Source organism: Sulfurospirillum sp. SCADC (assembly GCF_000743525.1).
Lineage (GTDB): Bacteria > Campylobacterota > Campylobacteria > Campylobacterales > Sulfurospirillaceae > Sulfurospirillum.
On record NZ_JQGK01000006.1, the window covers coordinates 109,157 to 135,868 of the forward strand.

The 26,712-nt window shown below is 43.5% G+C and carries 29 protein-coding genes; 15 read left to right on the plus strand and 14 right to left on the minus strand.

Translation table 11 applies throughout. The features are described 5' to 3' along the window. Positions 1-2: 2 nt before the first annotated feature. Genes JU57_RS05490 through JU57_RS05500 form a run of 3 tightly spaced genes read left to right on the plus strand, consistent with a single transcriptional unit; the run spans position 3 to position 1,865 of the window. The gene (locus JU57_RS05490) at positions 3-806 is read left to right on the plus strand and encodes a sulfite exporter TauE/SafE family protein (protein ID WP_037957997.1); all 804 of its coding nucleotides are present in this window, start codon (positions 3-5) and stop codon (positions 804-806) included. Between the two features lie 22 nt (positions 807-828). Continuing rightward, positions 829-1,302, plus strand: coding sequence for a YbaK/EbsC family protein (locus JU57_RS05495; RefSeq protein ID WP_037958000.1), 474 nt, complete (start codon positions 829-831; stop codon positions 1,300-1,302). A gap of 29 nt (positions 1,303-1,331) precedes the next feature. Then, positions 1,332-1,865: a hypothetical protein gene (locus JU57_RS05500; RefSeq protein WP_051906633.1), complete on the plus strand. Its 534-nt coding sequence runs from the start codon at positions 1,332-1,334 to the stop codon at positions 1,863-1,865. A 17-nt stretch (positions 1,866-1,882) separates the two neighbouring features. Here the strand turns inward: JU57_RS05500 and JU57_RS05505 are convergent, their stop codons facing one another. Further along, positions 1,883-3,073 (minus strand): L-serine ammonia-lyase, encoded by a 1,191-nt coding sequence (locus JU57_RS05505; RefSeq protein WP_037958002.1) that lies wholly within the window; start codon positions 3,071-3,073, stop codon positions 1,883-1,885. Between the two features lie 136 nt (positions 3,074-3,209). Between JU57_RS05505 and ruvX the strand changes: the two genes are divergently transcribed. The 5 genes from ruvX to thiS are packed head-to-tail and all read left to right on the plus strand — an operon-like array spanning position 3,210 to position 6,673. After that, entirely contained in the window at positions 3,210-3,608 is a 399-nt protein-coding gene (gene ruvX / locus JU57_RS05510; RefSeq protein ID WP_037958122.1) for a Holliday junction resolvase RuvX, read from the plus strand. Further along, positions 3,601-4,209 carry a trimeric intracellular cation channel family protein gene (locus JU57_RS05515; protein WP_037958005.1) on the plus strand — a complete coding sequence of 203 codons (609 nt, stop codon included), beginning with the start codon at positions 3,601-3,603 and terminating at the stop codon, positions 4,207-4,209. The genes ruvX and JU57_RS05515 overlap by 8 nt, the downstream gene beginning before the upstream one ends. 41 nt (positions 4,210-4,250) lie before the next feature. Continuing rightward, positions 4,251-5,438, plus strand: coding sequence for an aspartate aminotransferase family protein (locus tag JU57_RS05520; RefSeq protein ID WP_294876106.1), 1,188 nt, complete (start codon positions 4,251-4,253; stop codon positions 5,436-5,438). 9 nt (positions 5,439-5,447) lie between these two features. After that, positions 5,448-6,482 (plus strand): SAM-dependent methyltransferase, encoded by a 1,035-nt coding sequence (locus tag JU57_RS05525; protein WP_037958011.1) that lies wholly within the window; start codon positions 5,448-5,450, stop codon positions 6,480-6,482. Further along, positions 6,473-6,673 (plus strand): sulfur carrier protein ThiS, encoded by a 201-nt coding sequence (gene thiS, locus JU57_RS05530; protein WP_037958014.1) that lies wholly within the window; start codon positions 6,473-6,475, stop codon positions 6,671-6,673. Before JU57_RS05525 ends, thiS begins: the two co-directional genes overlap by 10 nt. Here thiS and acpS read toward each other — a convergent pair. From acpS to JU57_RS05555, 5 genes are read right to left on the minus strand one after another with little or no spacing between them, the layout of a single operon-like run. Then, complete coding sequence (gene acpS, locus JU57_RS05535) at positions 6,670-7,044, minus strand: holo-ACP synthase (RefSeq protein WP_037958017.1); 375 nt, start codon at positions 7,042-7,044, stop codon at positions 6,670-6,672. The two genes, thiS and acpS, sit on opposite strands and share 4 nt — an antisense overlap. Next, positions 7,041-7,577, minus strand: a complete 537-nt coding sequence (fliL, locus tag JU57_RS05540) for a flagellar basal body-associated protein FliL (RefSeq protein ID WP_037958019.1) — start codon at positions 7,575-7,577, stop codon at positions 7,041-7,043. The genes acpS and fliL overlap by 4 nt, the downstream gene beginning before the upstream one ends. A 60-nt stretch (positions 7,578-7,637) precedes the next feature. Beyond that, the gene (gene radA / locus JU57_RS05545) at positions 7,638-8,993 is read right to left on the minus strand and encodes a DNA repair protein RadA (RefSeq protein ID WP_037958022.1); all 1,356 of its coding nucleotides are present in this window, start codon (positions 8,991-8,993) and stop codon (positions 7,638-7,640) included. After that, positions 8,986-9,873, minus strand: coding sequence for a signal recognition particle-docking protein FtsY (ftsY, locus tag JU57_RS05550; RefSeq protein ID WP_037958025.1), 888 nt, complete (start codon positions 9,871-9,873; stop codon positions 8,986-8,988). The genes radA and ftsY overlap by 8 nt, the downstream gene beginning before the upstream one ends. After that, positions 9,873-10,421, minus strand: coding sequence for a TlpA disulfide reductase family protein (locus tag JU57_RS05555; protein ID WP_037958027.1), 549 nt, complete (start codon positions 10,419-10,421; stop codon positions 9,873-9,875). The genes ftsY and JU57_RS05555 overlap by 1 nt, the downstream gene beginning before the upstream one ends. Positions 10,422-10,610: 189 nt before the next feature. Here JU57_RS05555 and JU57_RS05560 point away from each other — a divergent pair, with 189 nt between their 5' ends. From JU57_RS05560 to JU57_RS05585, 6 genes are all read left to right on the plus strand, one after another. Beyond that, complete coding sequence (locus JU57_RS05560) at positions 10,611-11,270, plus strand: 5-formyltetrahydrofolate cyclo-ligase (RefSeq protein WP_294876117.1); 660 nt, start codon at positions 10,611-10,613, stop codon at positions 11,268-11,270. Beyond that, complete coding sequence (gene rny, locus JU57_RS05565; protein WP_037958031.1) at positions 11,176-12,732, plus strand: ribonuclease Y; 1,557 nt, start codon at positions 11,176-11,178, stop codon at positions 12,730-12,732. The genes JU57_RS05560 and rny overlap by 95 nt, the downstream gene beginning before the upstream one ends. 56 nt (positions 12,733-12,788) lie before the next feature. Beyond that, complete coding sequence (locus tag JU57_RS05570; RefSeq protein ID WP_051906634.1) at positions 12,789-14,594, plus strand: ABC transporter ATP-binding protein; 1,806 nt, start codon at positions 12,789-12,791, stop codon at positions 14,592-14,594. Beyond that, positions 14,575-15,240, plus strand: a complete 666-nt coding sequence (locus JU57_RS05575) for a lipid-binding SYLF domain-containing protein (protein WP_037958034.1) — start codon at positions 14,575-14,577, stop codon at positions 15,238-15,240. The genes JU57_RS05570 and JU57_RS05575 overlap by 20 nt, the downstream gene beginning before the upstream one ends. A gap of 8 nt (positions 15,241-15,248) precedes the next feature. Then, complete coding sequence (locus JU57_RS05580; protein ID WP_037958037.1) at positions 15,249-15,812, plus strand: DedA family protein; 564 nt, start codon at positions 15,249-15,251, stop codon at positions 15,810-15,812. Positions 15,813-16,063: 251 nt separating this feature from the next. Further along, positions 16,064-16,723, plus strand: a complete 660-nt coding sequence (locus JU57_RS05585) for a LexA family transcriptional regulator (protein WP_037958040.1) — start codon at positions 16,064-16,066, stop codon at positions 16,721-16,723. A 37-nt stretch (positions 16,724-16,760) separates the two neighbouring features. Here the strand turns inward: JU57_RS05585 and JU57_RS05590 are convergent, their stop codons facing one another. Both JU57_RS05590 and JU57_RS05595 read right to left on the minus strand, forming a co-directional pair. Next, positions 16,761-17,666, minus strand: a complete 906-nt coding sequence (locus tag JU57_RS05590; RefSeq protein ID WP_037958043.1) for a bile acid:sodium symporter family protein — start codon at positions 17,664-17,666, stop codon at positions 16,761-16,763. Positions 17,667-17,790: 124 nt separating this feature from the next. Next, complete coding sequence (locus JU57_RS05595; RefSeq protein ID WP_037958046.1) at positions 17,791-18,285, minus strand: peptidylprolyl isomerase; 495 nt, start codon at positions 18,283-18,285, stop codon at positions 17,791-17,793. 257 nt (positions 18,286-18,542) lie between these two features. Here JU57_RS05595 and JU57_RS05600 point away from each other — a divergent pair, with 257 nt between their 5' ends. After that, a complete protein-coding gene (locus JU57_RS05600) occupies positions 18,543-19,235 on the plus strand; it encodes a response regulator transcription factor (RefSeq protein WP_037958049.1) in 693 nt (230 codons plus the stop codon). Here JU57_RS05600 and JU57_RS05605 read toward each other — a convergent pair. From JU57_RS05605 to JU57_RS05630, 6 genes are all read right to left on the minus strand, one after another. After that, a complete protein-coding gene (locus tag JU57_RS05605) occupies positions 19,219-20,955 on the minus strand; it encodes an EAL domain-containing protein (protein WP_294876124.1) in 1,737 nt (578 codons plus the stop codon). The two genes, JU57_RS05600 and JU57_RS05605, sit on opposite strands and share 17 nt — an antisense overlap. Next, complete coding sequence (locus JU57_RS13710; protein ID WP_051906636.1) at positions 20,945-23,119, minus strand: ATP-binding protein; 2,175 nt, start codon at positions 23,117-23,119, stop codon at positions 20,945-20,947. Before JU57_RS13710 ends, JU57_RS05605 begins: the two co-directional genes overlap by 11 nt. Positions 23,120-23,122: 3 nt before the next feature. Continuing rightward, positions 23,123-24,340 carry a HAMP domain-containing sensor histidine kinase gene (locus tag JU57_RS05615; protein ID WP_037958051.1) on the minus strand — a complete coding sequence of 406 codons (1,218 nt, stop codon included), beginning with the start codon at positions 24,338-24,340 and terminating at the stop codon, positions 23,123-23,125. 102 nt (positions 24,341-24,442) lie between these two features. After that, positions 24,443-25,495: an FIST C-terminal domain-containing protein gene (locus JU57_RS05620; RefSeq protein WP_037958135.1), complete on the minus strand. Its 1,053-nt coding sequence runs from the start codon at positions 25,493-25,495 to the stop codon at positions 24,443-24,445. A gap of 82 nt (positions 25,496-25,577) precedes the next feature. Next, complete coding sequence (gene ybaK, locus JU57_RS05625) at positions 25,578-26,057, minus strand: Cys-tRNA(Pro) deacylase (RefSeq protein ID WP_037958054.1); 480 nt, start codon at positions 26,055-26,057, stop codon at positions 25,578-25,580. Further along, entirely contained in the window at positions 26,054-26,668 is a 615-nt protein-coding gene (locus tag JU57_RS05630; protein ID WP_037958057.1) for a hypothetical protein, read from the minus strand. The genes ybaK and JU57_RS05630 overlap by 4 nt, the downstream gene beginning before the upstream one ends. Between the last annotated feature and the right edge of the window lie 44 nt (positions 26,669-26,712).

A 26,712-nucleotide genomic window follows, 5' to 3' on the forward strand; every position in this document is an offset into this window, starting at 1 on the left:
AAATGGGTTTTGAATGGATTATCGCATTTTTGGTGTTGGGCTTAGTGGTTGGGTTTATGGCAGGGCTTTTGGGCATTGGCGGAGGCGGCATTATGGTGCCTGTTCTGACGTCGATTTTCCTCGCACAAGGCGTTCCTGTGGATCAAGTCGTGCATATGGCATTGGGAACCTCGATGGCTTCCATCATCTTCACCTCCTTTGCGAGCATGCGCGCCCACCACAAAAAAGGTGCGGTGATGTGGAATGTGGTCAAATACATGGCAGGAGGTGTTGTCATCGGAACCTTTGCCGCAACGTTCTTAGCGACCTACATGAAATCCGTGCAATTGGCGATCTTCTTTGCCGTTTTTATGGCGTATGTTTCCATCCAAATGGCAATCGATAAAAAACCCAAACCGAGTCGCGAACTCTCCACCCCTCCATCGCTTTTTGGCGTGGGTTCGTTGATCGGGATTGTCTCTGCGCTGGTCTCCATCGGTGGAGGCTCGTTGACCGTGCCCTATCTTGTCTGGCAAAATGTGGATCTCAAACGTGCGATTGCGACTTCTGCGGCGATTGGATTTCCCCTCTCCATCGCAGGAACAGTGGGTTACATCGTTAATGGCATGATGCACGCGGAAGCAGGTGCGGATATGATGCTAGGCTTTGTCTATCTCCCTGCGGTGGTGCTGATCTCTGTTGTGAGTTATTTTACCGCTCCTTTGGGTGCTAAGATGGCACATACGCTTCCTGTTGGCAAACTCAAAAAGATTTTTGCACTGCTTTTGATGATCCTTAGTATTAAGATGCTAACATCGGTTATCTAGTTTTACATGTAAAAGGATTAAGATGGCATTGGAAAAAGTCAAAGCTTATTTTAGAACTCAGGGGATGGAAGAGCGCGTCATGGAGTTTCAAGAGTCCAGTGCAACGGTCGAGCTTGCCGCTATGGCACTGTGTTGCGCGCCTGAGCGTATTGCTAAAAGTCTCTCCTTTTATGCGGATGAAGGTGTTCTCCTCATTGTAGTAGCAGGGGATGCTAAGGTGGATAATCAAAAATTTAAAGAGCAGTTTAACCTCAAAGCCAAGATGCTTAAAGCAGAAGATGTTGAATCCCTCATTGGGCATGGCATCGGAGGCGTGTGTCCTTTTGGGGTCAATGAAAAGGTACATGTTTATCTTGATATTTCGCTCAAGCGCTTTGATGTGGTCTATCCCGCCGCAGGAAGCGCTAACAGTGCGATTGCTTTAGATTTAGAGGCTTTAGAAGTACATTCCAAAGCTTTGAGTTGGGTGGATGTCTGTAAAAACTGGCAGAATTAGCCTTGCTTACATGTAACAAAGGAAATAGAATGCAAAAAGGTTGTTTATGGGCTCTTATCGTGCCATCATTGCTTTTATGTGCTACGACACGCGATCTTTTTGAAGAGAGTCAAACACCCGTTATCATGGTGAGTACCTGTATGGAACGTGCTGAGATCACTAATGCTCACACGCCTGTTGATCTGTTTAAATCCAGTGCACTCTGTGTCGAAGAGAAAAAATACGCCCAAGCGGTCGATCTGTATTTGGTCGCCACGGCATATGGCTATTTTGACAGCGCTCGCGTGATCGATAAAAGTACCAGGCAAACATTGGAATCGCTTAAAACAGAGAACTTTAGTCCTCTTGACGCAACGAAACGCAACCAATTTGCCGAAGCTTTGCGCGCAAGATTGGACGATATGAAATCCAGTTGTCGCTTCTTAGAAAAGCTAGGTGCCCCTTCTTATTACCCAAAATATATGGTTCAAAACGGCGTCACACGCGGTGATGGACTAATCTTAAATTACGATGCCAAAGCACTGTGGGATGAGACGCGGATCGAGTATTTACGCTGTCCGTAGGCTTTATATGTAAAACTCTACAGATAACGTTTCGCTAGACCTCCGAGTGAGGTCTCTTTGTACTTCGTGTTCATATCTTTGCCCGTTTCGACCATCGTTTGGATGATCTCATCGAAGCTTACTTTATGCGCTCCATCGGTGTAGGAAGTGTATTCTGCTGCGTCAATGGCGCGGATCGCTGCCACAGCGTTGCGCTCGATGCAGGGTACTTGCACGTAGCCCGCAATAGGATCGCACGTCATGCCAAGGTGGTGCTCGAGTCCCATCTCCGCGGCGTAATCAATCTGTTGTAAATTGCCGCCAAAGAGGTACGATGCCATGCCAGCTGCCATCGAACAGGCAACACCCACTTCCCCCTGACAGCCCACTTCTGCGCCTGAAATGGAGCCATTGAACTTCACGATATTTCCCAAAAGTCCTGCAACGGCAAGGGCACGTAAGCAATCGATTTGATCTAAGTTGTAAAGCTCTTTGAGGTAGCGAAGTACGGCAGGTACGACGCCACAGGCTCCACACGTCGGTGCGGTCACGACGATATTGCCTGAAGCATTCTCTTCACTGGTTGCTAGAGCATACGCGAAGATGATGCCGTGTGCGCGTTTCTCTTCTTTGCGCGCTTTGGCAAAAAACATGGGAGCTTTTCTGGGATATTGCAAGATGCCTGGCAGGACGCCGGTTTGTTTCAAGCCTCGATCGATCGTGGTTTGCATGCTTTGCCAGACTTCTGCAAGATACTCCCAAATCGCTTCACCTTCGTAGGTTTCGACGTATTGCCATAGCTCTTTGTGCTCTTTTTCACACCACTGCATAATGGCGTTAAACGTTGTCAGCGGATAGATCGAAGGCTCCGTTAAGGGATTGTCACCTACTTCTTTAAGCGCACTACCCCCAACGCTGTAGACTTCCCACGAGCCAAGCAGCTCTTTGGTTTCATTAAAAGCTTCAAACACCATACCATTGGAGTGAAAGGGTTTGGTGATGTCGGGACGAAAGAGTATCTCAACGCCTGCTGAGGCTAAGGCTTGATGCAAGGCATCGTCGGTTAGGTGACCTTTGCCTGTTGCAGCGAGTGAGCCAAAAAGGGTGACACGGTAGAGCGAAGCATCTGGAAAGCGTTTTTTAAAAATCGTGCCCGCATTAAAAGGTCCCATTGTGTGGCTTGAAGAGGGTCCATGCCCAATACAGTAAAATGTTCTAAGTGATTGCATGACATACCTTTTGGCACGAAAAATTGTGGTGGATTATAGCACAGAATCGGGCTTACATGTAAAGCGAAAAAGAGCGCTTTAAATCAATCTTGGATAGAATAAATGAATTCCAACAAATGAGTTTTATGTGAAAAAAATGGCAAGTATTGATATTGGGTTAAAGCGTATTGGTGTAGCACTCTGTTTGAGTATGGGCATCGTATCTCCACAAGAGGCGATACTGCGTAAAAATCGAGACCAAGCGGCACGCGATGTGGATGCTTTTTTGAAGGAGTGGAGCATAGAGCTTTTGGTTGTGGGGCTTCCCAAAGGCGGCAGTAGCAGTGACGAGATGGAACGACGCATCAAACACTTTGTGAGTTTGCTCACTTTTAGTGGCGAAGTGGTGTACCAAGATGAGTATGGCTCAAGCAATGAAGCCAAAGAGATGATGCAAGGTCTTATTCGTCAAAAGCGCGATGGACGTATCGACTCCATGGCGGCTAAAGTGATTTTGGAGCGCTACTTGGACACGTTAAAGGCGAGTCATGGTTGAGCTTGAAGTCGCCGAAATTATCGGTACCATTGCGTTTGCCCTGAGTGGTTTTTATGTGGCTATCAAGGAAAAACTTGATCTTTTGGGCATTTTTATCGCTTCATTTTTAACGGCATTGGGCGGTGGATTGGTGCGTGATATGCTGTGTGATCGTGCTCCGTACACCTTTACGCATCTCATGCCTTCTATTTTGGTGATTGCCGTGATTCTTTTGAGCACGTTTTTCAAACTTCACCTAAAAGGTGAGATAGAGAAAACGTTTTATTTTATTATCAGCGATACATTGGGGCTGGTTTCGTTTTCGATTTCAGGAGCACTCATTGCGCTGCAAGTAGAGTTTAACTTTTTTGGAGTTGTGCTAATGGCGCTTGTAACGGCCGTGGGGGGAGGTGTAGTAAGAGACATCTTGCTCAACCGTGTACCACTGCTTTTGATCAGTGAATTTTACGGTACCGTCTCGCTGTTAGTTGGGGCAATTTTGTTTGGTTTTGCGCAGTTTGACATCAGCGGCTATCTGCCTGTGATGGCTGTTTTTGCCTTTGGCGTGGCGTTACGGTTGTTGGCGTATTACAAACAGTGGCATTTGCCAAAAATTGGGTAAGGTTTTTTTCGGTATAATGGCGTTTTTTTAGAGGAGTAATCATGGATTTTGAAACAATGGATAAAGAGTATGTGTTGCAGACGTATGCAAGAAACTATGTCAATTTTAAACACGGCATCAACGCAACCCTTTTTGATGATAAAGGAAGAGACTATATTGATTTTACAAGCGGTATAGGTGTGGTAAGCGTGGGGCATGGCAACCAAAGACTCGCCGATGCGGTCGCTGATCAAGCACGCCATATCATTCATACATCAAACCTTTACATGATCGAGCCCCAAGCAAAATTAGCCAAAAAAATCAATGAACTCACTGGTTTTGATGTAGGAGTCTTTTTTGGAAACTCAGGTGCTGAGGCGAACGAGGGTGCGATTAAACTCGCACGAAAGTATGGTGAGAAAAAATTTGCCAATAAAAAATACAAAGTCCTAACCCTAGAGCACTCGTTCCACGGACGTACGATTACAACCGTGAAAGCCACAGGTCAAGAGAGCTTTCATAAAACCGCTTTTGCTCCGTATCCTGAGGGATTTTCGTACACCAAAGAGATCGCAGATCTTTACAATGCGATTGATGATGAGACGGTTGCTGTTATGATTGAACTCGTGCAAGGTGAGGGTGGCGTTAAGGCGTTTCCTAAAAAAGAGATTCAAGATTTGGCAAAATTTTTGAAAGAGAAAGAGATTTTGCTTATCATCGATGAAGTCCAAAGCGGTGTGTTTAGAAGTGGTGAATTTTTAGCGACAAGTTTGTATGAGATCGAGCCAGACATCATTACGCTTGCCAAAGGGTTGGCTGGTGGCGTGCCTATTGGTGCGGTGATTAGCAAGCACAAAGATATTTTTGAAGCAGGCGATCACGGCAGTACGTTTGGCGGCAATTTTCTCTCCACACGCGCAGGACTCGAAGCACTTACCATTTTAGAAGAGTACAAACAAAGCGGTATGCTGGATGAAGCGTTGATCTATTTTGATGCTAAACTCAAAGTGACATGTAAAGCCTTTCCGACACTTTTTGAGAGTGTTGAAGGGCTTGGGTTGATGCGTGGCATTAAGTGTCAAAGTGGCGATATTTTGGCAAACGTCATTAAAAAGGCATTTGAGCAGGGCGTTTTGGTGCTTAAAGCGGGCAAAAATACGCTTCGTTTCCTTCCACCACTCACGATCTCAAAAGAAGAGATCGATGAGGGCTTTAAACGCCTAGAGAGTGCGTGTCAAGCGCTTTTATAAAAGAGAAACATGAAATTTAGCGCGTATATGCAAGCGTGGCTCTATGGCAATGATGGCTACTACAGCAATGTGCGCACTATCGGAAAAGAGGGTGACTTTTACACCGCTGTAAGTACGAGCATGTTCTTTGGTGGAACGATTGCCAAGCGGCTGATTTCAACGATAGAGAGCGGGTTTTTAAGCCCTGCTTGCAGTGTCGTTGAGATCGGTGCGCACAAAGGCTATTTACTTGCCGATATGATTCAATTTATCTACACTCTCAAACCTGAACTCCTTCAAACCCTTACCTTCATCATCGTTGAGCCTTTTGCTGCAAATCAAGCGATGCAAAAAGCCTACTTTGAAGAGGCGTTTGGCGATGCGATAAAGCTTTTACATGTAAACTCTTTGGAAGCGTTTACATGTAAAGAGGCATTCTTCGTGGCGAATGAGATTTTTGACGCGTTTTCGTGTGAGCTCATTAAAGACGATCAGATGCTTTTGGTTGAAAACAACACCGTTTTTTTTGAGACGATGGATGCTTTTACATGTAAAAAAGCCAAAGAGTACGGCATCACCAAAGGGGAACTCTGTTTGGGATATGAACCTTTTGCAGAGGCAATGGCGCGATGTTGTGAGCGTTTTGAGTTTGTGACGTTTGATTATGGCGATAAAGAGGCGAGAGGTGATTTTTCACTGCGCGTGTATGCCTCTCATCAGGTTTATCCTTTTTTTGCACTGAGCGATTTGGTGGAAGAGAAACTGCGTGAAAAAAGCGATTTTAATACCTTTTTTGCACGCTCCGACATCACGTATGATGTCAACTTTAGCCATCTTTTTTATGCGTTTGAAAAAAGCGGTATTCGTGTGCATGCGTACGCGACACAGATGAAAGCCTTGGTCGATTTTGGCTTAGTGGAACTGTTAGAACTGTTCGCCAAAAACGTTTCAGAAAAACAGTACGAGCGTGAAATGAATAAAATTAAACCATTGATCGACCCTTCGTTTATGGGGGAGCGGTTTAAAATGGCGTGTTTTCGCAAAGGAGAAGTGGGATGCAGTTGATTGTGAATGGTGAACACAAAGAGAGTGAAGCAAAGAGCATTCAAGCGCTTTTGGATGAGCTGGGCATTGAAAGCAAAGTGATGGCAGCCGCGGTCAATATGAACGTTGTCAAAAAAGAGTTGTGGGAAAGTTACGAACTTGTCGAAAATGACAAAGTCGAGTTTTTACAGTTTGTGGGTGGTGGTGCTTAGTGAGAGAGTTTTTTGGAGGTACGTTCGCCTTCAATAACCGCTACGGCGATTGCAAAGCCGTTGTCGTGCGTGATGGAAAGTGAGAGATCGGTGATGGCATACGCTTCGATGAGATGTGCTGAGAGGGTAAACGAGGGTGCATTTTTGGCATCTTTGGTGAGCTGAATATCCATAAAACCGCACTGCGCGCTGATGCCAATTCCTAGCGCTTTAGAAACCGCCTCTTTGGCCGCAAAAAATCCAGCTGCCGTTGCATCGCTTTTCGCTAAAGCAATTTCCTCAGGAGATAAAAATTTAGCAAGCGCCTTGTCTCCAAAGCGCTTTTTGAGTTTGGTGATTCGCTCAACACTGATGAGGTCTATACCGATCATTGAACCACGAAGTCTGTAAAGTAGATATTTTTAACTTCTCCATCGGAGAGATTTTCATTGATCTTGTCAAGAACCTCTTCTTTGAGCTTATCTTTGCCCTTCAAGGTACTGATCTCTTCAAAGGTTTTCGAAGAGAAGGTACGAATGATAATGTCTCTGATTAAAGACTTTTTATGATCCATTTCAGGTTGAAGTTTGACGTCACTGAGTTCTAAATCAATGGAAACTTTTAAGAAGCGATTGCCACTTTCGCTGAGTAAGTTCACAACAAATTGTGCCATCGGGTACATGGGACCAATGGCTAAGTGATCGGTTGATTTTTTACTACTGCTTTTTTTCTTCTCAACTTTGGTATCGTGAGAAGAGGGTGCTACCGCTGCTGCTTCTTCGTCATGGCTTCCTAAGAGGAAAAATGCCGCAGCACCGCCACCTAGAAGCAGAACAACTAAAAGAACAACGACAATGATCAGTACCATATTGCTTTTAGATTTTTTTTCAACTGCTCCATCGCCATCTTCAGGTTTTTTAGCCATTCGTTATCCTTTTACATGTAAATATACTTTGCCTGTATATCGTTTAATTTCGTTAAAAATTTACATCCATTCGATTAATTTTGAAACTTCATCAATATTATAACACTTGAGTCCCTCAATCTTCTCCAAAGGAAGGGATGGAACGACCGCTTTTTCAAACTGCTGTGACTTCGCCTCTTTGAGTCTGAGGTCGAGGTTGAAGATGTCGCGTACATCGCCAATCAACGAGACTTCGCCAATAAAAATCGTATCTTTACTAATCGGTCGGTTACGATATGAGCTAATAATCGCAGCAATAATAGCAAGATCGGCGGATGTTTCGCTGATCTTGATGCCTCCAGCGATGTTGATGTAGACATCGTACTGGTTAAACGGTAGGTCAAGTTTGCGCTCCAAAAGTGCTAAAAGCATCGTAAGGCGGTTGAGTTCATAGCCTGTGGCACTGCGTTTGGGGTTCGGGTAGCCACTATCGCTGACCAATGCTTGCACTTCCAAGACAATCGGACGGCTTCCTTCCATCAAAACGGTGATAGCAGAACCCGCTTGTGCTTTGCCCCGGGTAAAAAACTTTTTGGAGATGTCTTTGGCACTGACCAGTCCAGCTTTGGTCATCTCAAAGATGCCCACTTCGCTGGTCGTTCCAAAACGGTTCTTAAACCCACGAAGCAGACGAAGTTCACGCGAAGAGTCGCCTTCAAAATAGAGCACCGTATCGACCATGTGTTCCAGTACACGAGGCCCAGCGATGGAGCCCTCTTTGGTGATATGTCCGATGATAAAAATAGCGATATTTTTATCTTTCCCGTAACGCATGAGCTCAAACGTAATTTCGCGTACCTGTGAAACACTCCCGGGGGCAGACGCCACTTTTTCGCTGTAAATCGTTTGGATGGAGTCGATAATGAGCACTTCAAATGCGTGCGTTTCAAGCTCTTTAAAAATTGTATCGAGTCTGATTTCGGAGAGTAAATAAAGATTGGGATAATTGCTATCCACGCGGTTCGCACGAAGTTTGATCTGGCTTGAAGACTCTTCCCCACTGACATAGAGAACTTTTTTCCCCTCTTTGGCAAGATTGCCGGCAATTTTAAGGAGCAGTGTGGATTTGCCAACACCGGGGCTTCCGCCAATCAGTGTCAAACTTCCTTGAACGATGCCACCCCCTAGGACTAAATCAAGCTCACGATCCCCTGAGCTGTAACGCTCAACCTGCTCAAAGCTGACTTCTGTAATGGGAATGGCACTACTTTGGGTGTGGGTTGTAGGCTTGGAATTGATCTCTTTAAGAACTTCTATCTGTTTTTCACTGAGTTCAATGTACTCATCCCATGCACCGCAATTTGGGCATTTACCAAGCCATTTGGCACTTTGGTGTCCACAGGCTTGGCACTCGAAAAGGATCTGTTTTTTAGCCATGAGTTTGCGTAAAAATGGAGTCTAAAATCGTATTGATGTAATCATCGGCATTAAATGGAATCAGATCGTCTTTGCCTTCACCCACACCTACGTAGATAATAGGAAGTTTCAGCGCGTTGGCGATACCAAATAGTGAACCGCCTTTTGCGGTACCATCAAGCTTGGTGATGATGATTGCATCAATGCCGATCATCTCATGAAACGCTTTGGCTTGGTTAATGGCAGAGGTTCCTTGTGTACCATCTAAAATGAGAATTTTACGATGCGGCGCTCCGCTGAGCGCTTTATCACAGATGCGCACGATTTTTTTCAGTTCATTGGCAAGGTTGACTTGGTTATGCAGACGTCCTGCGGTATCGATGATGACGTGATCGATCTTTTTAGCCACGGCAGAGCTAATCGTATCGTACGCTACAGCGGAAGGATCGTGCCCTTGTTGCGTGTAGATGATGCCGACATCAATCTTCTCTGCCCAGCTTTTGAGCTGTTCAATCGCTGCGGCTCTAAACGTGTCAGCAGCACCCAAAAGCACACTTTGGTTCTCTTTGGTGTAGTTGTGTGCGAGCTTGGCAATTGTCGTTGTTTTTCCTGCACCATTCACGCCAATAATGAGCTCCACAAAAGGAGTCTCTTGTGTGTGCGCTAAAGCGGTTGTGTCGTATTTAAAATAGGCTTTGAGAACGCGTTTGACATCGTCGCGCACCACCGTTTGAGAAGGAGGTAGATAGTAGATAATCTCTTCAACGAGCTCATAAGGAATGTCAGATTCGATTAAGATCTCTTCTAAAAGCGTTTTGTCGATTTTTTCGACTTTCTCAGGCAGAATCTCTTTGATCGCCCCGAGTGTTTTACCAAGTCCTTTTTTAATAAAACTAAACATTAGAGCACTTTTTTAATATCAGCGTCAATCATCTCTTCAGGAATTGCCCCTACGTAATGGGTTGAGTATTTACCCTCTTTATCGTATAAAAACATCAGAGGAATATTTTTAACGCCACCTGCACTTTGTGCGAGTTTGAAGTTTTCAATACTGTTCGTGATAATGTAATTAATATTGTTGTATTTGATAAAGCTATTGACCTCTTCATTGGATTTATTCTCTTCTAAAAGAACGCTAATGATGACAAAATTGTCTTTGTATTTCTCTTGAAGGTTGTTCAGATGGGGAATTTCAGCCTTACACGGAGGGCACCATGTGGTAAAAAAGTTGACTAAAACGACTTTATTTTCAAATCCAGCAAAACTAAATCCTTTATCACGTGTGGTTACAACAATCTCTTTGCCAGAAACATCTTGCAGTACAATTTTTTCACTTTTAGCCTCTTCTTTAGCGTTAGAGGAGTTGTCATCCGCTTTCTTTTTTTCAGAGGAGCACCCGTTAAAAAAGAGCACAGAGCATGCGATACACAGAGCAAACCAAAATTTCATTAGGATCCTTTTAATTCAGAGTTTGTATGAAACTCTCTTTGATACGCTTTTTAAGCAAAGCTTCAAAAGCTACGTTAGCCACTAGGGCGCTTAAGCTTGCCTCAAATGAGGCAGAGACTTCTTGCAAAACGGCACGAAGTCTATTATAATGGCTATGATTGTATTCAAACATGCCTTAAAGTGACAACAATGCAAAAAATTAAGTTCGAGACTAAGTCGGATTTTCGCTCCTTCGCACGGGCAAAATTAAGCTTCGTTCACAATGGTTACAAGCGCGATAAACTTGTTGAAAAACAGATTTTAGCGATGGTAGATCACCTTAAAGTACGCTCTATTTTACTCTATGTTTCATTGCCTATAGAAGCCAATACCAGAGGCATTATCGCTACATGTAGACGAAGAAAATGTAACGTTTATGTTCCGTTTATGGAAGGTATTAGTTTCAAGATGGTAAAATGGAGATTGCCTTCAAGTAAGAAAAAATTTAACATCGAAGAGCCTCGAAACTCGTTTGCTGTTAAACCAAAAATTGATTTTGCGATAGTGCCTGTCATAGGGGTTGATGGGGCATTCAAACGAATTGGTTTTGGTAAAGGGATGTACGATCGTTTTTTTGCATCGCTTGAACCTAAACCTCCAATAGCATTTGTTCAAAGGGAGTTTTGTATGACACAAAGCCTAATATGCGAACCACATGATATTGCAGCAGATATTTATTTAACCCCCTATAAAACTATTATCAAAAGAGGGACAAATGGTCTTAGAGTCATTAGCGGTCGGCGGAGCTGCACTAGCAAGCGGCGTTGCAGGATTTTTCATCGCCAAAAAGATGGAAGCTGCCAATTATGAAATACATGTTGCCCAAGCAAGGGCCAAAGCCAAAGCCATTGAACACGAAGCGGAACTCATCCTTAGTAGCAGTAACATTAAGGTTAAAGAGGCTGAACTAGAGGCGAAACGCAAATACGAAGATCGTACGATCACGCTTAAAAAAGAGCATTCTGAAAAGATGTTAGAGTTGGATAAAAAAGAGCGTGGCTACAAAGAAGAGCTTCGAAAAATCACCAAAGATCGCGAAGAGCTTCAACTCTTGCAAAACAGTGCCAATGCACTCTTTGATGAGGGAGCACAGCTTAAAGAGGAGTACACCACGAAAGTGAGTGAAGCGCTTTTAGTTTTAGAGCGCTCCTCAGGGCTCACTCAAAATGAAGCCAAAGAGATCGTTTTAGCCAAAGTCGAAGAGCAATCTCGCGCAGAAATCGCCCATACCGTCAGACGCCTTGAAGAAGAGGCAAAACAAGATATTAAACGTCGTGTGAATTACATTTTAGCGCAAGCAACGACCCGTTTTGCAGGAGAGTTTGCGGCAGAACGTCTGATTAACGTTGTCAATATTAAAGATGATGAGCTCAAAGGGCGCATCATCGGTAAAGAGGGTCGTAATATCAAAACCCTTGAGATGCTTTTAGGCGTTGACATCATCATCGATGACACGCCCAATGCGATTATTTTAAGTAGCTTTAACCTCTACCGTCGTGCGATTGCGACCAAAGTCATTGAGCTTTTGGTGCAAGATGGGCGTATTCAGCCTGCACGCATTGAAGGTATTTATGAAAAAGTTAAAGATGAGTTTGACCAAAGCTTGATGGAAGAGGGCGAAAATATCGTCATTGATCTAGGTCTTACGAAAGTACACCCTGAGCTTGTGAAATTGATCGGTCGTCTTAAATTTAGAGCGAGTTACGGTCAAAATGCACTCGGACATTCACTGGAAGTCGCACACTTAGCCGGTATCATTGCTGCTGAAACGGGTGGTGATGTTCTGCTTGCTCGTCGTGCAGGTATATTGCATGACATCGGTAAAGCCTTGACGCATGAAACTGCGGGTAGCCACGTTGATTTGGGTGCTGAGATTTGCCGTCGTTATAAAGAGCACGATGTGGTCATCAATGCGATCTTTGCGCACCACGGTCATGAAGAGCCCACTTCGGTCGAATCTGCTGCTGTGTGTGCTGCCGATACGCTTTCCGCGGCGCGCCCAGGAGCCAGACGAGAAGTGCTTGAGAGTTTCTTGAAACGCGTTCAAGACATTGAAGAGATTGCGAAAAGTAAACCGGGTATTAAACAAGTGTACGCGATCAATGCGGGTCGTGAAATCCGTGTCATTGCCAATGCTAAATTGATCAATGATGATGAAGCCGTGCTTCTTGCCAAAGAGATCGCGCAAGAGATTGAGAGCAAAGTTCAGTATCCAGGTGAGATTAAAGTCAATGTCATCAGGGAAATTCGCGCCATCGACTTCGCACGCTAGAGCTTTTTACATGTAGAGGCTTCTTGCCTCTGCATGACTGCTTTTAATGGAACACTATGCAAAAACACTACACATTCAAAACCCTTTTTCACGAAGTTAAACAGTATAAAAAAGAGCTGATTTTAGCCAATGTGGTTGCCTTTTTAGCGGTGCTAGTGAGCACACCCGTACCGCTTTTAATGCCTATGTTGGTAGATGAGGTGTTGCTTGGTCAAAAAGGATTTGTGACACACGTTGTCGATAGCTTTTTCGGCTCACCAAATCCTGCTTATTTGTACATTGTGAGTGTCTTAGCTGTTGTTGTGACGCTGCGACTTCTCTTTTTTCTCTTAAATTATCTGCAAACAAAACTTTTTACGATTGTTTCTAAAAACATTGCTTTTAAAATACGCACCCATGTTTTAGGTCATCTCAGCCATGTGGCGATGAGCCAATTTGAATTTTTTGGCTCAGGTAAAGCGGCTTCCCTGCTTGTGACCGATGTTGAAACGATCGATAACTTTTTAGGTGTTTTTGTCAGTCGTCTCATTATTTCCGTGCTTACCATTTTGGGGGTAGGGGCAGTTTTGCTGATGATTCATTGGCAATTGGGGCTTTTTATCTTGGTGCTAAACCCTGTCGTGGTTCTGTTTACCACCAAACTCGCCAAAAAAGTGGCAAAGCTCAAAAAAGAGCAAAACAAGGCGTTTGAGCTTTTCCAAGATACACTCTCAGAGACGCTCGATATGTTTGTGCAAATTCGCGCAACCAACAAAGAGAGACTCTTTTTTTATAAAGTAGAGGCGCATGCTGCGTCGATCAAAGAGAGTTCTATTATTTATGGCTATAAAAGTGATGGCGCGAACCGTCTCTCCTTCCTCATTTTTCTCTCTGGCTTTGAGCTTTTTCGAGCGGCGAGTATTTTTGTGGTAGCGTATTCGGATCTTAGTATTGGTTCTATGCTTGCCATTTTTGGGTATTTATGGGTGATGATGGGACCGATTCAAGACATTTTAAATATCCAATACGCGTACCATAATGCCGGCAAATCTTTAACACGGATCAACGAGATTTTAGAGCTCAAAGCAGAAGAGCGAGGTTTACATGTAAAGAATCCTTTTGTGAAAAATAGCACCAATGCGATTGAACTCAAAGGGGTCAGTTTTAGCTATGATGGCAGCAAGCAAATTTTAGAAAACATTGATCTTACCATTCCGAAGGGCTCAAAAATCGCTATAATAGGCGCGAGTGGAAGTGGCAAAACCACACTGGCGCATCTGCTGGTTGGGCTTTATCCTTTGGATGAGGGCGATATTTTCTTTGATGGCGTTTCGGTTAAAGAGATAGGACTTGATGTGGTGCGGGAACATCTGTTTTTGGTGCTTCAAAATCCACAACTGTTTAATGCCACACTGGCTCAAAACTTGATGATGGATGAGCAAACCGATAAAGCTCTTGTGCATCAAGCGCTTCAAATTGCGCAGTTGGAAAGTTTTGTGGATGAGTTGCCTGATGGTCTGCAAACCCAAATAGGCAAGCACGGTATTAAGCTTTCCGGTGGGCAACGCCAGCGTCTGAGCATTGCTCGTATGGTGCTTCAAAATCCCAATGTGGTCATTTTAGATGAATCGACATCGGCACTGGATGTGCATACGGAGATGAAGCTTTTTGACGCGCTGGAAAATTACCTTGTGGGTAAAACGACGATTATCATCGCACACAGGCTCAGTACGATTAAAAAAGCTGATTTTATCTATGTGATGGACAAAGGACGCATTGTTGAATCAGGAACGCATGAAGCGTTGATGCGCCAAGAGGGTGCATTTTACGAATACGTTGTACAAAATAGAAGGAGTAAAGATAATGAAAAAAATATGGTTTAGTCTCATGATAGGTCTTTTCATGACCACAACACTCTTTGCATCGGCAGAAGAAAAATTGTTGGATTCATCCAATGCCCTTAAAAATATGATACGTGATTCTAAAATCAAGATTCCCCAAAAGGTACTTGAGCGAGCCCAAGCCATTGCTATTTTCCCAGGAACCATTGAGATTAGCATGTTTTTAGGTGGTAAAACAGGTAATGGCGTGATGGTTGTGCGTAGAAGTGATGGTTCGTGGAGCTATCCGTTCTTTGTCAAACTGGGAGGTGCAGGACTGGGCTTTCAGCTGGGTGTTGAGAAAAAAGACATTTTGATGGTTTTCCAAAGCAAAGACAGTGTCAAAAAACTGATGAACAACAAAATCACCCTAGGGGCTGATGCTTCGGTTGCGGCAGGTCCTGCAGGAGAGAGTGCAGGAAAAGGCAGTGAAGTTGACTTTACATCTGAAATTTATACTTATACCAAAACAGAAGGCGCTTTTGTAGGTGTCTCCATTGATGGTTCGGTCATGAACCATGACTATGACCAAAATATTGAGCTTTATGGCAACAACATCACCCCTGAACAAATTGTAGAGTCCGATGGTTTGGTCTCTTCGTATGCGGTTGAGGATTTCCTCAAAACGATACAAAAGCTTACAAACTAAGGATGGATGTGGAAGATATTTTAAGTTCCCTCTCGACGTATGGATACATCATCCTTTTTCTCTACTCTTTTGGGGGTGGCATGGTCGCCATCATCGCCGCAGGTGTGCTCTGCTATGCTGGTAAGATGGATTTGAGCACGTCCATTGCAGTCGCAGCGTTAGCCAATGTCATAGGCAGTTCCTTTTTATTTTACATGGGGCGCTACAACAAAAAAGCACTCATGCCCTATTTTAAAGATCACCGGCGAAAATTGGCACTCAGCCATATTTTGATGAAAAAGTATGGCGATAAGATCATTTTTATTCAGAAATTCATCTATGGGCTGAAAACCTTGGTACCGATGACCATTGGTTTGACCAAGTATCCCCAAACAAAATTTCACATCCTCAATACCCTATCAGCGTGCGTTTGGGCGCTGGTTTTAGGTGTGGGGAGTTACATGGCAGGTGAGCTTTTAATGCGCATCGCCGCCTATTTTTCGGACAATGCTTTTTTAGCCCCTTTGATTTTACTCTCCATCATTGGACTGATCTGGTTTTATTTCCAATCGGCTACAAAAAAGAGGCGTTAAATCATATGAGCACATTAACGCGTTCCTCTCTATGTTTGAGATGGAACGCGTTTGCTAAAATATCTTATTGCTTAAAATAAGCATTTTCTGCTCAAAACGGTTCATAAACTCATTGTAGGCTTTGCGTGAGTGACTGATCGTACAGATTAAACTTTTCATTGAAGGCTCCTCTGTTATAAAATTTTCACTATTGTATACAAAATGAAAAATATGCTACAATAATATTTCAAAATGAAATATTGGAGGACAAAATGCCAAATATTTTAGCGGTTTTGCATAAAGTGAAGGATATTCTCTCCCAAGAGTTGGGTGAACGTAAAGTATTTGATAAAGATGTCGCAGAAGCGTTGGGCATTAATCAATTGACCCTTGCGACGATGAAAAATCGTGCCAAAATTCCCTATAAAGAGATTCTTGAATTTTGTGCGAAACGTAAAATCTCCATTAACTGGCTTTTGTTTGACCAAGTGGTGGAAAGCTTGCAAGCAGAGACCGATAAATTTGCACGGGTGCATTACTTTAGAGATATTTACGCTTCAGCCGGTGGTGGAGCACTGAATGAAGACGAAGAAGGTGAGATGATGTACCTTGATGAGGAGATCGTTGAAAAGCTTGGCGGACTTGGGATGATTAAGCACATTCAAGCCATCAATGTTTTGGGCGATTCGATGGAGCCAACACTCTTTAGTGGGGATGTGGTGTTCATCAACAAAGAGTACACCAACGCTTTAAAATCGGGTATTTACGTAGTCTCTACGCCTGTGGGATTGTTTATTAAACGTCTTCAACTGCATGCCAATGGCACCGTAGCTTTGGTCTCCGATAACGAAGCGTATGCGCCTGAAGTGATCAATGCGGAAGATGTGCAAGTACTTGGCAAAGTGGTCGGTAAGCTCTCTTCTAATATTTAACCCTAGGAGCGCGTAAAGATGCTTACACGCTCAAACTCTATTTTTGTCTTGACCAATACCCTGCAAGTAACGCCCCAGAGATGTTGTGCCAAACACTGAAAATGGCTCCAGGCAGTGCGCTCAGTGGTGTGAAATATTTCATGGCGAGTGCAACGGCTAAACCAGAGTTTTGCATACCCACTTCAATGGCGATAGTTTTGCAAATCGCATGACTGTAGCCCAGCCATTTTGCAACAAAATAGCCACTTGCCAGTCCTGCAAGGTTGTGAAGCATGATGCCCAGAACCGTTAAAAACGCAATATTGGCGATACGTCCTTGATTCAGTGAGACAACAATCGCAATAATAAACACAATCGCGATCATCGAAAATGTTGCTAAATAAGGCTCATAACGTTTAATAGTCGCATGTAAAAAATAATTCACAATCACGCCCAAAACAACAGGCGCAAGTACGATTTGTGCGATGCTTAAGAGTATATCGGTTGCCGGAACAGGAACGCTTTGCCCCACGTACAAAAGGGTTAAAAATGGTGTGGCAACTACGGAGAGCAAGGTTGAGCTCAGTGTCATCGTAATCGAAAGTGCGACATCGCCTTTGGCAAGATAGGTCATAACGTTCGACGCCGTACCTCCTGAAACCGCTCCTACGAGTACCATTCCCACCATGAGTTCGGTTGAAAAGTGAAACGCTTTTGAGATCAAAAGAGCCGCAAGTGGCATAATGAAAAATTGCAAAGCCACGGTTAAAAGAATCGCTTTGGGCGCTTTGAGCACACGTGCAAAGTCTTCTAAACGAAGGGTAACCCCCATAAAAAACATAATGGCAATCAGCAGGGGTGTAATGGAGCCTTTCATCGGTACGAAAAGCGTTGGCATGTTATACGCCACCAGCGAAAAAAGAATAGCCCAAAGAGGGAAGAGTGCATTGAGACGATGAATCATAACAATCCTTTTTGAAAAGATGAAGGGATGATTATAACAAAGAAGCGGAGGAATGATGCCAAAAAGGAGTGTAAAAGAGCGTTTACATGTAAAGCGGTAACGCCTTACATGTAAGGATTACGTATTAGAGCTTGTCTTTGATCTCGATAGTGATCATGGCATCGTTTTGCGCGATGCTATCAAGCACTTTAAAGCTCTCTTTGTCATCTTTTGCGATGGCACCAAAAACGGTATGAACGCCATCTAAATGAGGACAATCCACAAAGCAGATGAAGAACTGACTTCCACCTGTGTTTGCCCCTGCATGTGCCATAGAGAGTGAGCCACGTTTGTGTTTGCTTTTTTGACCTTTGCATTCGCATGCGATGTTCCAACCAGGACCGCCTGTGCCACGACCGCTTGGGCAACCGCCTTGTGCCATAAAGTTTTTGATCACACGGTGGAAAATAAGTCCATCGTAAAATTTGTCATTGGCAAGTGTTGCAAAGTTAGCAACCGCTATTGGAGTCTCTTCAGGATTGAGCTTGATGACAATATCGCCTTTTTCCATCTTGATAATAGCGTATTGAAAAGCAGCCAATTGCTCTTTGGTGTAGTCATAGGTTTTGAGTGCGCTCATGGTGTGAAGCCTTTATGATTAAGTTAGAGGTAGATTATAACAAGCGATTCCTATAAGCTCTATTAACTCAGTTTTTTAGTGGGAATGTTGCGGTAAACCAGCACATTTGACGGATAAAATGGATTTTCCATAATCACGTTCTTCTGGAATTGATTAGTACAGTAGAGACTCTAAACGTTGTATTTGGGTGATATTTTTCGCTATACTTAGCGCAATGTGTGGTTCTTGGGCAAATCTACTCATTGAGGAAAGAGACAATGCGAGAAGCATTAACGTTACTTCTAGTGGAAGATGACCTCTCTTTAAACGAAGAGTTGGGCATTTTTTTATCGGATTTTTTTGATACGATTGATGCGTGCGGCTCTGTGGAAGAAGCATATGAAAACTATCTGAAAACTTCGTATGACCTTGTCATCACCGACATCCAACTTCCCCATCAAAACGGTCTTGGCTTGGTTGAAAAAATCAAGAAAAAAAATCCTTCACAAATGGTCATTGTCATCTCGGCGTACAAAGAGGTTGACTATTTTCTCAAAAGCATCAACCTTGGCATCTACAGTTTTCTCACTAAACCGTTTGATTCACAACTGCTGATTAACACGATGATCAAAGCCACCGCTTTGTTAGAACAGCAAAAGGGAAAAGCTGATAGTTCAATCGTTGTTTTGCATCAAGGCATTACGTTTGATCTTAAAACGAAAACCTTACATGTAAACCAAATACCACAAGAATTAACCGCGAAAGAGGAGCTTTTACTGTTTATTTTGGTGAAAAATGCCAACGCATTTGTGCGCAATGAACAGCTCTCTCAAGCGATCTGGCAAAGCGATGAGGTCAATAACTCAACCCTTCGAGCGCTTGTCAAACGGGTACGCGACAAGCTGGGGTATGATGAGTGCATCATTAACCTCAAACATCGAGGCTATAAATTCTCTACGCATCCTTCATAGGCAGTTGCAGTGGGGCGTTAAAAAAGTAGCCTTGCGAGTAATCAATGCCCAATTTTTTAACCGTCTCAAACTCTGCTTCGTTGGAGACATACTCAGCAATAACCTGCATGCCGATCTTTTTTGCCATGGACGCGATGGACTCCACAATGTCTTGATTGCGAGGGTTGGTGTCAATGCCTTTGATGAACTGTCCATCGATTTTGAGAAAATCCACTCCTAAACTTTCCAAGCGATTAAAATTAGAGCGATCACTTCCAAAATCATCCAGGGCTAGCAGATAGCCCATTTTTTTCAGAACATGCAAGTTTTGAAGGGGACCACGGTTGACATCGCTGATGATGATGTCTTCTAAAATCTCAAACGTAACCAAAGCTGGGTCGATGCGGTAGAGTTTTTGTTTGGCTTCTAGAAAGTCGATAAAAGTTTGATTGAGCAGATCTTCATTGGTGATGTTTAGCGAAAAGGCAACATTTTGCCCTGAAAAGATTTTAAACGATTTGTTGATCATGATGCGTGTGAGATTGCTCATCAGTCCGCTACGCCTAGCAGCTTCCAAAAAATGCGTGGGTGAGATAATCTCGCCATCGTCTTCAATGCGTGCTAAACATTCGTACTTGACCACGCTCAAGCTTTGGTTATCGACGATAGGTTGGAAGTAGGGTACGACACGGTCCTCTTCGAGGGCTAAGCGAAACTTTTGAATCCACGAGGTTTCGATTTTGGTACGTTTGAGAAACACATCTTGGGTGTTGTAGATGTTGTATTGATTGGGGATGCCTCGCATACGCGCTTCACGAAGAGCAATGCGCGCATTGGGAAGCAACGAAGTGGGGGCATTTGCTGTTGCAATGCCACAGGAAAGCGTGATATAGATGGGTTTTTCTTCGTACTCACCAATGGGCGTTTCTCTGAAAAATGCTTGAATTTGGATAGCGACAAATTCGGGATTGATGATTTGTGGATCGAAGATGATGACAAATTCATCGGAATTGTAACGGTAGAGATGCACCTCTTTGGAGAGGTTGTATTGTAAATATTCACCCACGTTAAACAGCGCTTCATCGGCAAACTCAGCACCATAAGTTTGGTTAATAAAGCTGAAATTGTCGATGTTGTAGAGCATAATGGTGAGTTGATGATTTTGCGGAAAGTTGTCTAAAAAGTTATAGAGCATGGTGGCATTTTGAAGTTTGGTGACGGTATCAATAGTCAAAAATTCATGCACGATTTGTGAACTTTGCGCCAATTGCTCGCTCTGCTCTTCAAGTTTTTGCTCTAATGTGGCTTGGCGCGAAGCTTTTTCAAGGCGTTCTTTCACCAAAGAGGCCACTTTGTAGAGTGTTTCGATGAGCTGATCAAAGTCGATGGGTTTTAAGATGTAGCCGTTGACATTGTTGCGAATGCTCTCTAAAAAATACTCGGTTTCATTGTGCGCAGAGACCACAATAATGGGCTGTTTGGGGTGGATCGCTTGAACGTGTTTAATGAGATCCATACCATTCATGTGCGGCATATTGAGATCGGTGATAAGAATGTCGTACCCATACGGGTGCTCTTTGTAGATTTTAAGCGCCTCAGCACCATCGTTTGCTTCATCGATTTCACTGAAAAGATCGCGCAACAGTGAGACGGTATTTTCGCGCAGTATCAGGTCGTCTTCGACATATAAAACACGTAATTTTGAGGTGAGATTGACCAGATCGGTCAGGCTAATTTGCACGGTGTTCTCCACGAATCTTAATCATAAATTTGGCGCCATGCAATTGGTTTTCTACATGTAAAGAGCCATGGCAATGCTCTTGTACAATGGTTTTGGACATATACAGTCCAAGTCCTGTGCCATTACGCTCTGTTTTGGTCGAAAAATAGGGGTCAAAAATTTTAGGAAGAATCGCATCAGGGATACCTCCTGCATTATCCTCTATCTCGATCACAAAAAAGGTGTTATCTTCGTACGCATTGATCCATATAGTACCATTTTCTAGCTTTTTTTCAAGGATGGCGTCTTGCGCATTTTTCAAAATATTGATGAGCACTTGCATCATTTGCGTCTCGTAGGTGATGAGTGAATTGGACGATGTATTGTTTACATGTAACGTAATTTGATGCACCGATAAACTCTTTCCAATCAACCCAAGCGCACGATCAATAATCCTTTGGAGTGAGCTTTGTTCTTGCTGTTCTTCGGGTCTAAAAAAGTTTTTAAAATCATCGATGGTTGTTGTTAGAAAGTGAACATAGGTCTCAATTTTACCAATGGCGCCCTCTAAAAACTCCTCTTGGTCGGCTCTGCCTTGCTCACTTTTGAGATCAAATTTTTTAAGGCTTTGTTTGAGTTTGATGCTAGCAGTCACGGCTGAAATGGAGCCAAGAGGTTGTCGCCATTGATGTGCGATCATGCTGATCATCTCCCCCATTTGTGCCAAACGTGATTGATACAGCATCATTTTTTGCGTCTCCATGTGCTCAACCACGCCCTCTTTGATCTTCTTATCCATCGAGTCGTACAGCCCTTGGAGCTCTTGACTCATCGCGGTGAAATTGTCTAGAAGTGTGTTGATCTCGACAATGTTGGAGCGCTCTATTGGTGTCACTGTGAGTTTGTCTTTGAACGTTTTGGTCGCTTCGATGAGCTCTTGCAAAGGGTTGAGGATATGATTTGAAAATGTTTTGGCACGCGCTAAAAGGATGCCAAGAAAGATGAGGTAAAAAAGCCCCATAAAGCCAAGTGCGAGGTAGCCAATAACGTTTGTTTTCGCTTTGAGTTGGGTGCTGTTTTTAAGCAAAGAGTCTTTGTCGAGCAAAAGGACAAATTTCCAGCGTGTTTGTGCAATAGTATTTTGCGTGATAATAAAATCACCCTGAGTGTGTTGCAGTTCTAGTATGGCTCTGTTTTCTTGAATCATACGAGAGAGTGCCATTGCGAGCGTATTGGTGGTATTGGTGAAAAGATTGAAATCGCGAGGTTTCGTGATAGTCGCTTCAATGGGCGCATCATAGGTGTGTGTTTTGAGCTCTTTAATCCCAAGATGCGCTTCCAAAGCTTCGCTCATCGCAAGAATATTGCCGTGTTCATCGACGAGCATGCTCATGGAGCGGTAAGGCAGTTGAAGCGAAAGCATGGTTTTTATGAGATGCTCTATCGTCACATCAATGCCCACAACGCCCTCTAAAAAATCATCTTTGTACACAGGCGCAATCGCACTGATCATCCATCCAGCCCCTGCTGGGTCTAAGTAAGCATTGGTCCAGACCACATTTTTGTCTGGATTGTGCGCCGCGTCAGCAAGGTAGTAAAAATTATACGTGGGAATGGCGATGTCATGGGCGTATTGAGCTAGCGCATTGGGCATGAAAGGGCAGAGCCTGTTCATAGAGTCATAACTGTTAAAATAGACCTGCGCGATGTTGGCATTGCTCTGCAAGATGGCTGTGTAAAAGGGGTCGAGTTTCTCCGTGGCGATGGCTTTTGCCAAGCGGTTTGGGCTCTGTTTTTGCGCGTTTGAGAAAAAAAGTGAACAGCTCTCTGGTGTTTTTTGTGTATTGAAGAGAACGCCAGAGTTGGTTTGTGCGTAAGTGCTATCTTTGGTGTTTACATGTAAAGGGTTAAAAGTGGCAAAAAAGTGCTCATGCTCTTTTTGAAAAAGCCGTGTTAAGCTTGAGAGCGTTTTAAATTCGTTATTGACGATGGTGGCTGAGCGTTTGCTAAGCTCCTTGATGTGGACTTTGCTCTCTTCTATCAGCGCCGTTTTGGTGGTCTCATTGACATACGCATTGCTCCAAAAATAGGTCACTAAAAGCATCATCTCTATGAGTAAAAGTGGGAAAATGATGGAGCGTAAGTACTCTTTTTTGACCAAGCGTGCAAGGGTGTTTTGAGCCATAGATTAACCTTCTTGAAGTTTGATGGTAAATTTGGCACCTACAGATGTATTGTGAGCGAGGATTTCTCCGCCACAATGCTCTTCAATAATCGTTTTGGACATGTAAAGCCCAAGTCCTGTGCCATTTTTTTCCGATTTGGTCGAAAAATAGGGCTCAAAAATGTGAGGTAACACCTGCTCTGGAATGCCTCCAGCGTTGTCTTCGATGCTGATGATTTGCCAACTGCCTTCATTTTCAATCGTAATTAGAATCTGCGCGCGCTTAATTTCACGCTCTTTGATGACATCTTCCGCATTTTTCAAAATGTTCAAAATGACTTGCGTCACTTCGTTGGCATAGGTAAACAGCTCATGGTTTGAGCGTGTTTCAACGTTGATGGTGATGCCGTTGATCTCCAGCGCTTTGCCGATGATCTCCAGCGTTCGGTTCACCAGTTGCGCAAGGGTCACACTCTCTTTTTGTTTATTGGGCTTAAAAAAGTTTCTAAAATCATCGATGGTATGGGTGAGAAACTGCACGTACGATTCGATTTTACTCATCGCTTCGCCTAAAAAAAGTTTGCTCGCTTCGATGCCCTCAGGCGTGGTGTAGTCAAAACGGTTAAGCGAGGTTTTGAGTTTGATGGACGCGGCAACCGCGGAGATGGAGCCTAGAGGTTGACGCCATTGATGGGCGATCATGCTGATCATCTCACCCATCTGTGCCAAGCGAGATTGCTGCAAAATGTGCTGATCTTTTTCTCTGTTTTTAAGCACTTCTTCTTCGACGCGATGCTCCAGTGTTTGGTTGATTTCGATGAGCTCAAGATGGTTTTTACACGCCTGAATGGCATTTTCCAGTTTGGATTCAAACGAAGCGATGATGGCTTTGATGAGTTCGATTTCTGCTTCAGAAGCTTGAAAAATAAACCCAATCCAATCCTCTCCAACCTTTACATGTAAAAGATGTTTGCCACTGGCGTGATCGAAACGAATGGACTCTAGAGGTGTCGAACATGAAGGCGGTACAAAGAGCGCTTGATACGCTTTTTTACCGTTGAGGCAGAGCTGTTTGTACGTGTGTGTTTTTGTCTCATACGTCCAATAAATTGAGGCAAGTGCGCCCATTTTTCGTGAAACAACCTTTAAAAAATGATCCATCATCTCTCGAAGTTGCAATGACGTTCCTATGGCACTGACACATTCAAATGTAATCAGAAGTTGTTCATTGAGTTGTTGCATCAAAATCTCCTAGGATACGCATGAAAATGGAAGGATCGTGCCGATGATTCGCTAAACTGTAAAATACCATAAAGAAACTGATACAGACGATAATAATGACGATTAAAGGGTAGCAACAACGCAGGTTTTATTGTAAAACTCGATGCCTTCTTGGTTGGCATTGGCGATCTCTCCAAGGCTTAGCACGCCCCAAAGAATACTTTTACGAGGGTAAACGCTAGAGATTGCTTCCAACTCTTTGGGAAAGAGTTCATCTAAAAACTGATACCGTGCGATACAATCGATCAACAGTATGGATTGAACCGTATCTTCTTCCTTATTGAAACGTGAAATGTGTGCCGCTTCTTCGGCTGCTGCTATGAGATCTTCTTTTTCGCCTTTAAGAATTAAGAGGACAGAGTTCTCATCAAGATCGCCGACTAAAACGATGGTGTTACCATCGGTGCTCGCAAGTTCTCTCACGATAAAATCTTTGTTGTAGCGCACAATTCCCAGTGGATAGCGTTGTGAAAATTGAAAAAAAGGCGTTGAGTCAATGCAAAAGCCACTCTCCTTTTCAACCGCTTCTTTATAAATGGTAAAGGCGTCTTGGTAGTTCATCTTCTCCAAAACATTGCCATGGCACGATGTCGCAATAAAAGGCCCTAACAGAGGTTTCCACCCATGCTTAACGCCCACACCAATCGTGTGCAGTGAGGTGATGATGATCGCCGCATTCATGTAAAAACGAGACGCATCAAAGATCACAGGCTCTTGAATGCTAGTGGTCTTTCCCGCTCCTCCTCCGACAAGTTTTGTTTTTTCAGGCAAAAGCGAGTAAAACTCTTCTAAAAAACCATCAATTTGGGTTGAAAAACCATCGATAATGGCAAAGATAGCGCTGGTATTTGGGTCGGTACGAAGTTGCTGAGGATTGTCCATATCGATGATCTGCATCGAAGACGTTGCGCTAAGTTTTGCGGCAATAATGCCTTGTGAGTAGGTTTTGTCTTTAAAAATCACCCTTGGGAAAATGGCACCACTGAGTGTCACACCTTCTTTTGGTTGAATCTCCAAAAAAGGCGTCTCCTCTGCAATCAGCAGGAGATATGTGCCTTTTTTTAGCTTTACATGTAAGTCTTCAATGCGTTCAAAAAAAGAGATACATTCAAACATCGCGCGCTCCCAAGGTTTTCTTAAAGGCATTGTATACGCTAAGTGTTGCAAACGCGTTGCAAAATCTTTACATGTAAGGATTTTAGAGTTTTATAAGAGGTTCACACACCGCTTTGGAAGCTTCAATCAGTACTGAGGGTGAAAGGCAGAGCTGAACCCCACGAAGTCCTGCACTGACGTAGATTTTTTCATGCTGATGGATGCTTTCATCGATAAATGTTGCATACTGTTTTTTCATCGCAAGCGGTGAACACCCACCACGAATGTAGCCCGTAAGCCCTAAAAGCTCTTTCACCGCCACCAGTTCACAGCGCTTAGCGTTTGCCACTTTCGCTAAAGCCTTCAGATCGATCTCTTCTGCTGCTGGAATGCACGCCACTAAAATGCGCTTAGCATCATCCCTCGCCACCAGCGTTTTAAACACACACGCAGCATCCACCCCAAGCGATGCTGCCGCATGCGTCGCACTTAAGTCCTCTTCATCCACCGCATACGAACTCATCGTATAAGGCAGTTTCAACGTATCTAAAAACCGCGCCGCATTGGTTTTTTTGAGACTCATTTTTCCACCTTTTTATAGCTTGTTTTTATGCCCAAAAGATTGACTTCGATGGTTTTATCTCTCGTAATGTAAAAATTAATCCCTGTGTTTGTTGTGGTATCAATGACCTGAACCTTTGTCTCATCGATCTCGTATTTGACCATTGTGGAAATGCCAAGCGCTTGAAATGTATCTTTGGTAAATTCGATGTCACCGACGGGTAAGAAGATATTTTTCCCTTGTGGACGCCATTTGCCGATGAGCGGATTGGGTGTTTCATGCAGTACTAGGAGTAAAATGATGGTACCCATTATGGTTGCTACACTGGCAAGAAGAATTTTGGGGTGGTGTTTTGGATTCCAGTCTCGCTCTTGCATGCACTGACGCATTTTTTTCAAAACGGACTCTCTCGAAGCGTTATTTTTAGGTGTTGTTTGCGATTCTTCTTGGGTATTAAGATGGTCAAAAAATTGCTCTTCAACTTCTAGTTGACGAAAAAATTCATCTTCATCTGCTTGGTTTAAAGGGTCTTTGAGAACTCTTTTTTTGTTTTTCAACAGTTTGTCTGGATCCATATAATCTAGTGTATCATCGGGTTTTACTTCAAAAAATTTCATAAATTTAGAAAACATCATCTGCCTTGTGCATTAATCTTTGGTCTTAAAAAGTATAGCAC

Excerpts from the sequence above, each read along its gene's own strand:
- JU57_RS05490 (WP_037957997.1), top strand. The coding sequence starts at position 3 with ATGGGTTTTGAATGGATTATCGCATTTTTGGTGTTGGGCTTAGTGGTT.
- JU57_RS05495 (WP_037958000.1), top strand. The coding sequence starts at position 829 with ATGGCATTGGAAAAAGTCAAAGCTTATTTTAGAACTCAGGGGATGGAA.
- JU57_RS05500 (WP_051906633.1), top strand. The coding sequence starts at position 1,332 with ATGCAAAAAGGTTGTTTATGGGCTCTTATCGTGCCATCATTGCTTTTA.
- JU57_RS05505 (WP_037958002.1), bottom strand. The coding sequence starts at position 3,073 with ATGCAATCACTTAGAACATTTTACTGTATTGGGCATGGACCCTCTTCA.
- ruvX (WP_037958122.1), top strand. The coding sequence starts at position 3,210 with ATGGCAAGTATTGATATTGGGTTAAAGCGTATTGGTGTAGCACTCTGT.
- JU57_RS05515 (WP_037958005.1), top strand. The coding sequence starts at position 3,601 with ATGGTTGAGCTTGAAGTCGCCGAAATTATCGGTACCATTGCGTTTGCC.
- JU57_RS05520 (WP_294876106.1), top strand. The coding sequence starts at position 4,251 with ATGGATTTTGAAACAATGGATAAAGAGTATGTGTTGCAGACGTATGCA.
- JU57_RS05525 (WP_037958011.1), top strand. The coding sequence starts at position 5,448 with ATGAAATTTAGCGCGTATATGCAAGCGTGGCTCTATGGCAATGATGGC.
- thiS (WP_037958014.1), top strand. The coding sequence starts at position 6,473 with ATGCAGTTGATTGTGAATGGTGAACACAAAGAGAGTGAAGCAAAGAGC.
- acpS (WP_037958017.1), bottom strand. The coding sequence starts at position 7,044 with ATGATCGGTATAGACCTCATCAGTGTTGAGCGAATCACCAAACTCAAA.
- fliL (WP_037958019.1), bottom strand. The coding sequence starts at position 7,577 with ATGGCTAAAAAACCTGAAGATGGCGATGGAGCAGTTGAAAAAAAATCT.
- radA (WP_037958022.1), bottom strand. The coding sequence starts at position 8,993 with ATGGCTAAAAAACAGATCCTTTTCGAGTGCCAAGCCTGTGGACACCAA.
- ftsY (WP_037958025.1), bottom strand. The coding sequence starts at position 9,873 with ATGTTTAGTTTTATTAAAAAAGGACTTGGTAAAACACTCGGGGCGATC.
- JU57_RS05555 (WP_037958027.1), bottom strand. The coding sequence starts at position 10,421 with ATGAAATTTTGGTTTGCTCTGTGTATCGCATGCTCTGTGCTCTTTTTT.
- JU57_RS05560 (WP_294876117.1), top strand. The coding sequence starts at position 10,611 with ATGCAAAAAATTAAGTTCGAGACTAAGTCGGATTTTCGCTCCTTCGCA.
- rny (WP_037958031.1), top strand. The coding sequence starts at position 11,176 with ATGGTCTTAGAGTCATTAGCGGTCGGCGGAGCTGCACTAGCAAGCGGC.
- JU57_RS05570 (WP_051906634.1), top strand. The coding sequence starts at position 12,789 with ATGCAAAAACACTACACATTCAAAACCCTTTTTCACGAAGTTAAACAG.
- JU57_RS05575 (WP_037958034.1), top strand. The coding sequence starts at position 14,575 with ATGAAAAAAATATGGTTTAGTCTCATGATAGGTCTTTTCATGACCACA.
- JU57_RS05585 (WP_037958040.1), top strand. The coding sequence starts at position 16,064 with ATGCCAAATATTTTAGCGGTTTTGCATAAAGTGAAGGATATTCTCTCC.
- JU57_RS05590 (WP_037958043.1), bottom strand. The coding sequence starts at position 17,666 with ATGATTCATCGTCTCAATGCACTCTTCCCTCTTTGGGCTATTCTTTTT.
- JU57_RS05595 (WP_037958046.1), bottom strand. The coding sequence starts at position 18,285 with ATGAGCGCACTCAAAACCTATGACTACACCAAAGAGCAATTGGCTGCT.
- JU57_RS05600 (WP_037958049.1), top strand. The coding sequence starts at position 18,543 with ATGCGAGAAGCATTAACGTTACTTCTAGTGGAAGATGACCTCTCTTTA.
- JU57_RS13710 (WP_051906636.1), bottom strand. The coding sequence starts at position 23,119 with ATGGCTCAAAACACCCTTGCACGCTTGGTCAAAAAAGAGTACTTACGC.
- JU57_RS05615 (WP_037958051.1), bottom strand. The coding sequence starts at position 24,340 with ATGCAACAACTCAATGAACAACTTCTGATTACATTTGAATGTGTCAGT.
- JU57_RS05620 (WP_037958135.1), bottom strand. The coding sequence starts at position 25,495 with ATGTTTGAATGTATCTCTTTTTTTGAACGCATTGAAGACTTACATGTA.
- ybaK (WP_037958054.1), bottom strand. The coding sequence starts at position 26,057 with ATGAGTCTCAAAAAAACCAATGCGGCGCGGTTTTTAGATACGTTGAAA.
- JU57_RS05630 (WP_037958057.1), bottom strand. The coding sequence starts at position 26,668 with ATGTTTTCTAAATTTATGAAATTTTTTGAAGTAAAACCCGATGATACA.